Genomic DNA, 11,481 nt, shown 5'->3' with positions numbered 1-11,481 from the left:
GTATTCCGGCATTCAGTCGCAGCATACGCTGCGCAGATGACAGCAATATGTTGGCTTAGTGGGCGTCCGGCGCCGTGATATCGGCGCTGATGCGCAGATCGTTCTCATCAAACACCATGCAGAAGCGGTCATCGAAGGCCAGATTAATCTTCTGCCACGGGCGGAAATGGACGTCGCCGGGCAGCAGAACCTTGACGTTATCGTGACCGTAGCACTGGCCGAACAGGTAGGTATTGTTGCCCAGACGCTCCACCACTTCACATTGAAACTCCACCACGGTACCGGTGGAGACTTCCGGCGTGAGGTGCTCTGGCCGGATCCCCAGCGTGACCGCGGCGCCGGGCTTCAGCGGTTGGGTGGCAACGTTCAGGGTGAGCTGTTGGTCCTGGGCGAGGGTGACCGTTAAGCGCTCTGCCTGCCAGTCGCTGACGGTGGCCGGCAAAAAGTTCATCTTTGGCGAGCCGATAAAACCGGCGACGAACTTGTTGACCGGATTGTAGTACAGCGCCATCGGCGAACCCATTTGTTCGACCTTCCCGTAGTTCATGACTACGATTTTATCGGCGAGCGTCATCGCCTCCACCTGATCGTGCGTGACATACACCATGGTGGTCTTCAGCTCCTGGTGCAGTCGGGCGATATGCAGGCGCATATCGACGCGCAGCTCGGCATCGAGGTTAGAAAGCGGCTCATCGAACATAAACACCCGGGGATTACGCACGATAGCGCGGCCAATGGCCACACGCTGCCGCTGGCCGCCGGAGAGCTGCTTCGGTTTACGATCCAGCAGGTGAGAGAGCTGCAGCGTTTTGGCCACCATTTCCACCTGGCGACGGATCTCCGCTTTCGGCACTTTATTGACTTTCAGCCCATAGCCCATATTCTCCGCCACCGTCATATGCGGATAGAGCGCATAGGACTGAAAAACCATCGCCACGCCGCGGCGGGCGGGGACCACATCGTTCATCACCTCATCGCCAATCAGCACTTCCCCGTCACTGACCTCTTCCAGCCCGGCAATCATACGTAACAGCGTCGATTTTCCACAGCCGGAAGGGCCGACGAAGACCGCAAACTCGCCATCTTCAATATCGAGATTGACCTGGTGCAGCGTCACCGTGCTGCCGAACCTTTTGGTGACATTCCTCAGTCGTATATTGGACATCCACATTCCCCGAAGTGAGTAGCCGTTGTTTGCCGTTGGCGTGTCGCTGATTTGAGTGTGTTTGTATTACGTGTAACAAATCAGCGTGACGATATTCAACAGCGCTAAAATCATGTCCTGACTATAACTTCCGCGGTTTTTGCGCCATACAGCGGCGTTTCATTTCTGCAAGGATGATCACACAACTGGCAGCTTATGGTAGTTTTATCCCCAATCAAAGCGTAGCGTATAACAAAAGCGAACCAGAGTCTGTTTTCTATGTAACAAGGCAGTTTGAAATGATTTTTTTTCTAACTGGCAGACGTAAGTCAAATAAAAAACCATTAAATTGTTATACCTTCACATGAGGTTGATAATGAAAAAGAACACGCTTGCTGCACTGATCCTTACCACCCTCGCGGCGGGGCAACTTACCAGCCTGCAGGCGCATGCCGCCGGGCAGCTCAACGTTTGGGAAGACATTAAAAAATCCACTGGCATCAAAACCGCGGTCAGCGATTTTGAGAAGCAGTACAACGTGAAGGTCAATCTGCAGGAGATGCCTTATGCCCAGCAGCTGGAAAAGCTGCGCCTCGATGGCCCGGCGGGCATTGGGCCGGACGTACTGGTGATCCCGAATGACCAGCTCGGCGGCGCCGTCGTTCAGGGACTTCTCTCGCCGCTCAACGTTGAGCAGGCGAAACAGGATGCCTTTACGCCAGCCTCTATCAACGCCTTCCGCATGGACAACGCGCTGTATGGGATCCCGAAAGCGGTGGAAACCCTGGTGCTTATCTACAACAAGGACCTGATCGACAAGCCGCTGGACAGTCTGCAGGCCTGGCTGGACTACTCGAAGACCCAGCGCGAGCAGAACAAATACGGCCTGCTGGCCAAGTTTGATCAGATCTACTACAGCTGGGGGGCGATTGGCCCGATGGGCGGCTATATCTTCGCGAAGAACGACGGCGGCGGTTTTAATCCGCAGCAGGTGGGGCTCAATACGCCCGGCGCCGTGGAAGCCGTGACCTTCCTGAAAAAATTCTATGCCGAGAAGGCCTTCCCCGCAGGGATCCTCGGCGATAACGGGCTGAACGCCATTGATTCGCTGTTTACCGAGAAAAAAGCGGCGGCGGTGATCAACGGCCCCTGGGCCTTCCAGCCGTATGAAGCCGCCGGTATCAACTATGGCGTGGTGCCGCTGCCGACCCTGCCGGACGGCAAGCCAATGAGCTCCTTCCTCGGCGTTAAGGGCTACGTGGTATCGACCTGGAGTAAAGACAAGGCGCTGGCGCAACAGTTTATCGAGTTCATCAACCAGCCGCAGTATGTAAAAGCCCGCTATGTCGCCACCGGCGAAATCCCGCCGCTGAAGGCGATGATTGACGACCCGGTGATTAAAAATGACGAAAAGGCCAGCGCCGTCGCCGTTCAGTCGGCTCGGGCGATGGCTATGCCGGGCATTCCGGAGATGGGGGAAGTGTGGGGGCCGGCCAATGCCGCGCTTGAACTGAGCCTCACCGGCAAGCAGGCGCCGCAGGCCGCGCTCGATAATGCGGTGAAACAGATCAAGATGCAGATTGAAGCGATGCAGGCCAGCAATCAGTAATTTACCGTCACGTGAAGTCACCGAGCGGGAGGGGGACCTCCCGTTTGTAGAAGGAGTCGAGTGTGAGCATCCATTCCAGCGAAAATTTTAGCGACGCGCGCGGGCCCGGGCGCCATGCGTGGTGCGGCCTGTTGCTGGCAATCGTGCCGGGTTTCGGCCAGTTTTATCATCGCCAGTGGCTGAAGGGGCTGGTCTTCCTGGTGCTGCTGAGCAGCTTTTTGGGTATTTTTTACGATTTCCTGCGCGAGGGGCTGTGGGGGCTCTATACCCTGGGTGAAGAGGTGCCCCGGGATAACTCTATCTTCCTGTTAGCGGAGGGGATTATCAGCGTGCTGATCGTCGCTTTTGGCGTGCTGATCTATTTTCTCTCGCTGCGGGACGCGTGGCTGAACGGCAAAAAACGCGATGAAGGGGTCGCGCTGAACAGCGTGCGTAAGCAGTACCAGATGCTGCTGAGCGACGGCTTCCCGTACCTGATGATCACCCCGGGCTTTATTCTGCTGGTCTTTGTGGTGATCTTTCCCATTCTGTTTGGTTTCGCCATCGCCTTCACCAACTACAACCTGTACCACACGCCGCCGGCGAAGCTGGTGGACTGGGTGGGGCTGAAAAACTTCGTCAATATTTTCACCCTCTCCATCTGGCGCTCCACCTTTCTGGATGTGCTGCAGTGGACCGTGGTGTGGACGCTGCTGGCGACCACCCTGCAGTGTACGGTGGGCGTGCTGTTGGCGATTCTGGTGAACCAAAAAGATCTGCGCTTTAAGCCGCTGATCCGCACCATCTTTATTTTGCCGTGGGCGGTGCCGGGGTTTGTCACTATCCTCGTCTTTGCCGGGATGTTCAATGACTCCTTCGGGGTGATTAACAACGCGATCCTGTCATTCTTCGGCATCAGTCCGAAGGCATGGCTAACCGACCCGTTCTGGACCAAAACCGCGCTGATCATGATGCAGACCTGGCTTGGCTTTCCGTTTGTCTTTGCCATGACCACCGGCGTGCTGCAGGCGATCCCGGACGATCTGTATGAAGCGGCGACGATGGACGGCGCCAGCGCCTTTACCCGCCTGCGCACCATCACCCTGCCGCTGGTGCTGTACGCGATCGCGCCGATCATCATCACCCAGTACACCTTCAACTTTAATAATTTCAACATTATTTATCTGTTTAACAACGGCGGCCCTGCGGTGGCGGGATCTAACGCCGGCGGGACGGATATTCTGGTGTCGTGGATCTATAAGCTGACGATGTCCTCGTCGCAGTACGCCATCGCGGCGACCATCACTATCCTGCTGTCGATCTTCGTCGTCGGCCTGGCGCTGTGGCAGTTCCGCGCCACCAAATCCTTCAAAAATGACGACATGGCGTAAGGGAAGCAACATGGCTCAATCACCTAGTATTAAACGCGAAAAGTGGATACGACTCTCTCTTACCTGGCTGGTGGTTATCCTGGTCTCGGTGGTGATTATCTACCCGCTGGTCTGGACCGTCGGGGCGTCGCTGAACGCCGGCAATAGCCTGCTCAGTACCTCGATCATTCCGGAAAACCTGTCGTTCCAGCACTATGCCGATCTGTTCAATGGCAATGTGAATTACCTCACCTGGTACTGGAACTCGATGAAAATCAGCTTTCTGACCATGGTGCTGACCCTGATTAGCGTCAGCTTTACCGCTTACGCCTTCTCCCGCTTCCGCTTTAAAGGGCGGCAGAACGGGCTGATGCTGTTCCTGCTGCTGCAGATGATCCCGCAGTTTTCCGCGCTGATTGCCATCTTTGTGCTGTCGCAACTGCTTGGCCTGATAAACAGCCATCTGGCGCTGGTGCTGATCTACGTCGGGGGAATGATCCCGATGAACACCTGGCTGATGAAGGGGTATCTCGACGCGATCCCTAAAGATCTGGATGAGTCCGCCCGCATGGACGGCGCCAGTAGCTTTCGCATCTTTATTGAGATCATCATGCCGTTGTCGAGGCCGATCCTCGCGGTGGTGGCGCTGTTCTCCTTCACCGGCCCGCTGGGGGATTTCATCCTCTCCAGCACCATCCTGCGTACCCCGGATAAATACACGCTGCCTATCGGTCTGTATAACCTGGTGGCGCAAAAAATGGGGGCCAGCTACACCACCTACGCGGCGGGGGCGGTGCTGATTGCCGTGCCGGTCGCGATCCTCTATCTGGCGTTACAAAAATACTTCGTCTCCGGCCTGACCTCGGGCAGTACTAAAGGATAAGCACATGAAAAGATTTACACCCGCATGGCTTGCGGTTTGTCTGGCATGCAGTTTTTCCCTCCCTTCGCTGGCAGCGGACGCGCTTGAAACCCGCGCCTTTCAGGGTATGCCGGCGGACTTTATTAAAGGCGCGGATATCTCCACGCTGCTGGATGCCGAAAAGCACGGGGCAATTTTCTACGACCAGAATAACCAGCGTAAGGATCCGATCGCCATTCTGAAAGAGAACGGCGTCAACTATGTTCGCCTCCGCCTGTGGGTGGATCCGCAATCGGCAAGCGGCGAGGGCTATGGCGGCGGGAATAACGATCTGGCCACTACTCTGGCGCTGGCGAAACGGGCGAAAGCCCAGGGAATGAAGCTGCTGCTCGACTTCCATTACAGCGATTTTTGGACCGATCCCGGCAAGCAGTTCAAACCCAAGGCCTGGGAAAAGATGGATTATCCGCAGCTGAAAACGGCGATTCATGACTATACCCGGGATACCATCGCCCGCTTTAAGCAGGCGGGCGTCCTGCCGGATATGGTGCAGATCGGCAATGAGATCAACGGCGGTATGCTGTGGCCGGAAGGGAAAAGCTGGGGGCAGGGGGGCGGCGAGTTCGACCGGCTGGCCGGGCTGCTGAACGCGGCCATTGATGGTCTGAAGGCGAATCTGCGCAATGGCGAGCAGGTGAAAATCATGCTGCATCTGGCTGAAGGGACCAAGAACGATACCTTCCGCTGGTGGTTTGACGAAATAGAGAAACGTCATGTGCCCTATGACGTGATTGGTTTGTCGATGTACACCTACTGGAACGGGCCGATCAGCGCCCTGAAGGCCAATATGGATGACATCAGCAAACGCTATAACAAAGATGTCATTGTCGTCGAGGCGGCCTATGCCTATACCCTGGCTAACTGCGATAACGCGGAAAACAGTTTTCAGGCCAAAGAGGAAAAGGACGGGGGCTATCCCGCCACCGTACAGGGGCAATATCGCTATATTCACGATCTGATGCAGGCCGTAATAGATGTTCCCGACCAGCGCGGCAAAGGTATTTTTTACTGGGAGCCGACGTGGATTGCCGTGCCGGGAAATACCTGGGCCACCCCGGCGGGGATGAAATATATCCATGACGAATGGAAAGAGGGTAATGCGCGGGAAAATCAGGCGCTATTTGACTGCCAGGGAAAAGTACTGCCGTCGGTAAAAGTATTTAATTAATTATTTGTCGTTCTTTTCAGGAAGTTTATTATGAATAAATTTGCACCTTTACATCCAAAGGTTAATACGCTGCTGCATGGCGCGGATTATAATCCGGAACAATGGGAGAATGACCCCGACATTATTGATAAAGACATTGCCATGATGCAGCAGGCAAAATGCAATGTGATGTCGGTGGGCATATTTAGCTGGGCGAAACTTGAGCCGCGCGAAGGGGTATTTGATTTCGCCTGGCTGGATACTATTCTCGATAAACTGTATGCCGCCGGCATTCATGTATTTCTGGCCACGCCGAGCGGCGCGCGTCCAGCGTGGATGTCTCAACGCTATCCGCAGGTTCTGCGGGTGGGGCGCGATAGGGTGCCGGCCCTGCACGGCGGCCGTCACAACCACTGTATGTCATCGCCGATCTATCGTGAGAAGACCCTGAAAATTAATAGCCTGCTGGCGGAGCGCTATGCTGCGCACCCGGCGGTGCTGGGCTGGCATATTTCCAATGAATATGGCGGCGAATGCCATTGCGATCTCTGCCAGGCCCGCTTTCGCGGCTGGCTGAAGGCGCGGTATCAGACCCTGGAGAACCTCAACCAGGCCTGGTGGAGCACCTTCTGGAGCCATACCTATAGCGACTGGTCGCAGATTGAATCGCCTGCGCCGCAGGGCGAGGTGTCGATCCACGGTCTGAATCTGGACTGGCATCGCTTTAATACCGCCCAGGTGACCGATTTCTGCCGCCATGAAATCGCCCCGCTGAAGGCGGCGAATGCCGCCCTGCCGGTGACCACCAACTTTATGGAGTATTTCTACGATTACGACTACTGGCAGCTGGCGGAGGTGCTGGACTTTATCTCGTGGGACAGCTATCCGATGTGGCACCGCGACAAAGACGAAACCGCGCTGGCCTGCTACACCGCGATGTATCACGACATGATGCGCAGCCTGAAGGGCGGCCAGCCGTTTGTGCTGATGGAGTCCACGCCGGGTGCGACTAACTGGCAACCGACCAGCAAACTGAAGAAACCGGGCATGCATATTCTCTCCTCGCTGCAGGCGGTGGCGCATGGCGCCGACTCGGTGCAGTATTTCCAGTGGCGGAAAAGTCGCGGTTCGGTTGAGAAATTTCACGGCGCGGTGGTCGACCATGTCGGGCACATCGATACCCGTATTGGCCGTGAAGTCAGCAAACTCGGTGAGATACTGAGCAAGCTACCGGAGGTCCGGGGCTGTCGCACCGAGGCGAAAGTGGCGATTATCTTCGACCAGCAGAACCGCTGGGCGCTTGATGACGCCCAGGGACCGCGCAATCTGGGGATGGAGTATGAGAAGACGGTCAATGAGCACTACCGTCCGTTCTGGGAGCAGGGCATCGCCGTCGATGTGATTGACGCCGACGCTGATTTAACGCCATACCTGCTGGTCATTGCCCCGATGTTATACATGGTGCGCGACGGCTTTGCCGCGCGGGCGGAGGCGTTTGTCGCCAGCGGCGGCCATCTGGTGACCACTTACTGGACCGGCATCGTCAACGAATCCGATCTCTGCTATCTCGGCGGCTTCCCTGGCCCGCTGCGCAATCTGCTGGGCATCTGGGCGGAAGAGATCGACTGCCTGAATGACGGCGAGTTTAATCTGGTGCAGGGCCTGGCCGGGAATCAGTGCGGTCTGCAGGGCCCGTATCAGGTGCGCCATCTCTGTGAACTGATCCATACCGAAAGCGCGCAGACGCTGGCCACCTACCGGGATGATTTTTATGCCGGAAGGCCAGCGGTGACGGTGAACGGCTTCGGGAAAGGTAAAGCCTGGCATGTGGCCTCCCGCAACGATTTGGCCTTCCAGCGCGACTTCTTTGCCGCCCTGAGCAAGGAGCTGGCGCTACCGCGGGCGATCGCGGCGGATTTACCGCCCGGCGTGGTGGCTACTGCGCGCACCGACGGTGAGAGCACGTTTGTCTTCCTGCAGAACTACAGCGCGCAAAGCCATACCCTGAGCCTGCCGTCAGGGTATCGGGATTGCCTGACCGACGCGGTGGTGTCGGCCCCGCTAACCCTGTCAGCATGGGATTGCCGTATTCTCCGTCGCCACGCCTAATCTTTTTTCTCCACGCCTGCTCTGACGAGCAGGCTTTTTTTATCTATTACCCTGGAGTTTATGATGGTGAGTTTAAAATCTTTCCTGCACTATTTCTCTCCTGCACGTCCGGCACAGCCGTTAAGCGAAGCGGAAAAACAGCAAATCGAGGCGTTGGTTCAGGCCTTCGGCGGTGAAGCGAATATTACCCAAGTGGACGCCTGTATTACCCGTCTGCGGGTAACGGTTCGTCATCTGGCAGCCGTGGACTCGGACGCATTACAGCAGCAGGGCGCGCTGGGTGTCATTATTCTTGGCCAGCAGGTTCATGCTATTTTCGGTAAGCAGTCCGATGCGCTACGTCAATTGCTGGATGACCATTTTGCCGCGCGGAAATAAATAAAACGGGATAACCTGAAAACAGGTTATCCCGAAAATAAGACAAAGACAGCAGTGGCAATAATGATTACCGGAGGGAAATTAATGACCTTACAGTTGGAGATATCAATAACGTATTTGTCTTACCAGCGCGATATTACCACCAGGCTTCAACCTGTACGCCGAAATTCCAGGTATTATTCGCCGTCTGGTCTTCAAACGGTTTACCATCTTCGGAATCATTCAGATACGACGCGAAAATACGTAATTCCGGGCGTGACATAAAGTCCGGCCCGTCCGCCAGGCCCAGCGCAATGGTATATTTCTCACCGGCCTGTTTGTAGCTGGTGCCATTGTTATAGCTGTCTTTCTGATAGAAACCGCCGACTTCGCCAATCAGGCGCACGTAGTCGGTGAACTGATACTGCCCGCGGGCGACCAGCGACAGCATCCGCGTTTTATCGGTATAGTCGGTAATGTCATCCGCCGAGCCCCAGGTCAGAACGTGGTTGATGGAGAATTTCTCGGTAATGGGGATCAGACCGGTGTTAATCACGCGATAGCCGGTGGCGTCGTTCACGTAGTTCCACATATCGTACCAGCCGCCGCCCTGGGAGACCATGTTCTGCGCCAGACCTTTGTTGGCATACTGCAGCACGGTTTTGTTATAGCCGCCCAGCATATCCTGACTGATTTCACCGGTCAGCATCACGCCATTTTCGGCATCGTACAGTCCGCCGTAGCTGTCCTGTTTTTTAGTGGTGTTCGGCATGGCGTAGTCGATGCCGAATTCGGTCCACGACCCGGACCACGGCTTCCATCCCGCGTAGCGTAAATCGATATAGTTGATATTGACGTTGCTGTCGCCATCGACGCGATAGTCAACGTCGTTGGCATCGCCGCGGATCCACGCCAGCGAGACGGCGCCCGGGCCAAGGGTGTAGTTTTCCACCCCGGCCCCGGAGCCGGAAATGTTCCAGTATTTAGTATCGATGATGTGCAGGTCGTGACGCTGGTAGTAACGTTTGCCGCCCCAGATCACCGCATTCGGATCGCCCGGGATCAGCCCTTTGATCTGCAGGTTCAGCTGACGTAAGCCGAACTGCGCGTCATCGTTCAGCGTGGTTTCATTATCGTTAGAGCCATCGGAGACCATGCTGACCATGCTGTCGAGATAGAAACTGACATCATCTTTTTTGTAGACCTCGGAGCCTAGCTCCAGCTCGCCATAGGTATCCGATTCGTTACCCAACCGGCCCAGCTTGTTCTTTTGCCATTCCGCTTCGCTACCGTCGCCGGAGACCCCAACCCCGGCACGCAAATAGCCATGAAAATCAACGGTCGGGATCGCAGCGGTAGCCGCAAAGGCGGAAGGGGCGATTAGCGCAGCGGCTAATGCTGTGGAAAGGACGCGCAGTGTCGTATTCATCTCTATCCTCTTATTGTTTTGTATTACGTTCACATAACTGATGTCATAAAATGCCTAAATGTAACTTCAGGCAAATGAGATATGATTATTGTGTGACTAAGTGCAAATAATAACGCTGGTTTTTGTTGTGATGAGTGAGGTGATTCACAATTAACCTGATTGTGAACGTAATACTTTTTGTGGTGTAATTTTGCGATGAGAGGTAGCGGTGAGCGTTTTTTCAAATGGCCCCTGTTACAATCATGGGATAACAACATAAGGAACCGGACCATGAAGTCTAAAAGCGCTACTCTGGAAGACGTCGCTCGTCATGCGGGCGTCTCTTACCAGACCGTGTCCAGGGTACTCAACAAATCTGCCAATGTATCCGAAGCGACGCGCCGCAAGGTGGAGAAATCGATAGAGGCTCTGCGCTATGTGCCAAACCGGCTGGCGCAGCAGCTGGTGGGGAAGGAGAGCCAGACGGTCGGACTGGTGACGATTTCGCTGGCCTGGCATGCCCCCTCTCAGGTGGCGGCGGCGGTAAAACGCTATGCCAATCTGGAAGGTTACCAGGTCCTGATTTCAATGATTGATGAGAGCGTCAACCAAAGCATCCAGGATTCCATCAATGAGCTGAAGTCTCAGCGGGTGGATAAGGTCATTATCAACGTGCCGCTGGAGACTGAACAGGCGCAGAAAATCGCCGCTGACAATGATGATATCGTCTGCCTGTTTCTCGACGTTGATCCCTACAGTTCCGTGTTTAACGTTTCGTTTAACCCGGCGGACGGCACCCGGGCCAGCGTCAAATATCTCTATGAGATGGGGCATCGGGAGATTGCGTTGCTGGCAGGCCCGGACAGCTCCGTATCGGCGAAACTGCGGCTGAAAAGCTGGCTCGAGACCCTGGATGGCTACGGTCTGAAGCCGGTGACCGTCCTGCGCGGCAACTGGGATGCGCAGAGCGGCTACGCCGGCGCGCTGCAGATGCTGCGGGAAACGCCTAATTTCAGCGCCGTGCTGGTGGGCAATGACCAGATGGCGCTGGGGGTGCTCAGCGCCTTCCATCAGCATCAGGTGGCGGTGCCGGGAGAGAAGTCGGTGATTGGCTATGACGATACCTACGAAAGCTCCTTTTTCTATCCGGCATTGAGTACGGTCTCGCTGGACCTCGACCTGCAGGGGAAAGAGGCGGTGCGGCGGATCCTCGCCAGTACCAGCGGCGCGGCGCATACCTCATCCATCCTGCCGGCGCGCCTGGTGATTCGCCATTCCAGCGGCGCCAGAGTCGAGCAGGGGAAAGATCTTCAGGCCATCGCGGAGCAACTTCGCGCTATCGCCCACCGTCTGGCGCCCTGAAGCCAAAGGCGAGGAAACTCGCCTCTTTGTTATTACCCCTGATATGACCATGGTTGATCTTTGTCGTGGAACGG

Annotated in this window: 9 protein-coding genes; 7 read left to right on the top strand and 2 right to left on the bottom strand. The window is 55.8% G+C overall.

What is annotated here, in order from left to right:
• Positions 1-55: 55 nt before the first annotated feature.
• Positions 56-1,165 carry an ABC transporter ATP-binding protein gene (locus ACLEXF_RS13350; RefSeq protein WP_023319854.1) on the bottom strand — a complete coding sequence of 370 codons (1,110 nt, stop codon included), beginning with the start codon at positions 1,163-1,165 and terminating at the stop codon, positions 56-58.
• 355 nt (positions 1,166-1,520) lie between these two features.
• Here ACLEXF_RS13350 and ACLEXF_RS13345 point away from each other — a divergent pair, with 355 nt between their 5' ends.
• From ACLEXF_RS13345 to ACLEXF_RS13320, 6 genes are all read left to right on the top strand, one after another.
• On the top strand, positions 1,521-2,753 hold the full coding sequence (locus tag ACLEXF_RS13345) for a maltodextrin ABC transporter substrate-binding protein (protein WP_017898899.1): 1,233 nt from the start codon (positions 1,521-1,523) through the stop codon (positions 2,751-2,753).
• Between the two features lie 62 nt (positions 2,754-2,815).
• Positions 2,816-4,123, top strand: coding sequence for a carbohydrate ABC transporter permease (locus ACLEXF_RS13340; RefSeq protein ID WP_017898898.1), 1,308 nt, complete (start codon positions 2,816-2,818; stop codon positions 4,121-4,123).
• Positions 4,124-4,133: 10 nt separating this feature from the next.
• A complete protein-coding gene (locus ACLEXF_RS13335; protein ID WP_004204761.1) occupies positions 4,134-4,985 on the top strand; it encodes a sugar ABC transporter permease in 852 nt (283 codons plus the stop codon).
• Positions 4,986-4,989: 4 nt separating this feature from the next.
• Positions 4,990-6,192, top strand: coding sequence for a glycoside hydrolase family 53 protein (locus ACLEXF_RS13330; protein WP_004204760.1), 1,203 nt, complete (start codon positions 4,990-4,992; stop codon positions 6,190-6,192).
• Positions 6,193-6,222: 30 nt separating this feature from the next.
• Positions 6,223-8,280 carry a beta-galactosidase gene (locus ACLEXF_RS13325; RefSeq protein WP_407259911.1) on the top strand — a complete coding sequence of 686 codons (2,058 nt, stop codon included), beginning with the start codon at positions 6,223-6,225 and terminating at the stop codon, positions 8,278-8,280.
• Between the two features lie 63 nt (positions 8,281-8,343).
• A complete protein-coding gene (locus tag ACLEXF_RS13320) occupies positions 8,344-8,658 on the top strand; it encodes a glucose PTS transporter subunit EIIB (protein ID WP_004204757.1) in 315 nt (104 codons plus the stop codon).
• Between the two features lie 136 nt (positions 8,659-8,794).
• Here the strand turns inward: ACLEXF_RS13320 and ACLEXF_RS13315 are convergent, their stop codons facing one another.
• Entirely contained in the window at positions 8,795-10,066 is a 1,272-nt protein-coding gene (locus ACLEXF_RS13315) for a maltoporin (protein WP_004204756.1), read from the bottom strand.
• 270 nt (positions 10,067-10,336) lie between these two features.
• On the opposite strand from ACLEXF_RS13315, the gene ACLEXF_RS13310 reads away from it, so the two are divergent.
• Positions 10,337-11,407 (top strand): LacI family DNA-binding transcriptional regulator, encoded by a 1,071-nt coding sequence (locus ACLEXF_RS13310; protein WP_004204755.1) that lies wholly within the window; start codon positions 10,337-10,339, stop codon positions 11,405-11,407.
• The last annotated feature ends 74 nt before the right edge of the window (positions 11,408-11,481 follow it).

Source organism: Klebsiella pneumoniae complex sp. WS1778 (genome assembly GCF_049472055.1).
Taxonomy (GTDB): Bacteria; Pseudomonadota; Gammaproteobacteria; order Enterobacterales; family Enterobacteriaceae; genus Klebsiella; species Klebsiella quasipneumoniae.
Note: the sequence above shows the minus strand (reverse complement) of the source record. Positions and strands in the feature narration are given on the sequence as shown.

What these genes read in the sequence shown, in the direction of transcription:
- ACLEXF_RS13350 (WP_023319854.1), bottom strand. Translation starts at nt 1,165, where the DNA reads ATGTCCAATATACGACTGAGGAATGTCACCAAAAGGTTCGGCAGCACG.
- ACLEXF_RS13345 (WP_017898899.1), top strand. Translation starts at nt 1,521, where the DNA reads ATGAAAAAGAACACGCTTGCTGCACTGATCCTTACCACCCTCGCGGCG.
- ACLEXF_RS13335 (WP_004204761.1), top strand. Translation starts at nt 4,134, where the DNA reads ATGGCTCAATCACCTAGTATTAAACGCGAAAAGTGGATACGACTCTCT.
- ACLEXF_RS13330 (WP_004204760.1), top strand. Translation starts at nt 4,990, where the DNA reads ATGAAAAGATTTACACCCGCATGGCTTGCGGTTTGTCTGGCATGCAGT.
- ACLEXF_RS13325 (WP_407259911.1), top strand. Translation starts at nt 6,223, where the DNA reads ATGAATAAATTTGCACCTTTACATCCAAAGGTTAATACGCTGCTGCAT.
- ACLEXF_RS13320 (WP_004204757.1), top strand. Translation starts at nt 8,344, where the DNA reads ATGGTGAGTTTAAAATCTTTCCTGCACTATTTCTCTCCTGCACGTCCG.
- ACLEXF_RS13315 (WP_004204756.1), bottom strand. Translation starts at nt 10,066, where the DNA reads ATGAATACGACACTGCGCGTCCTTTCCACAGCATTAGCCGCTGCGCTA.
- ACLEXF_RS13310 (WP_004204755.1), top strand. Translation starts at nt 10,337, where the DNA reads ATGAAGTCTAAAAGCGCTACTCTGGAAGACGTCGCTCGTCATGCGGGC.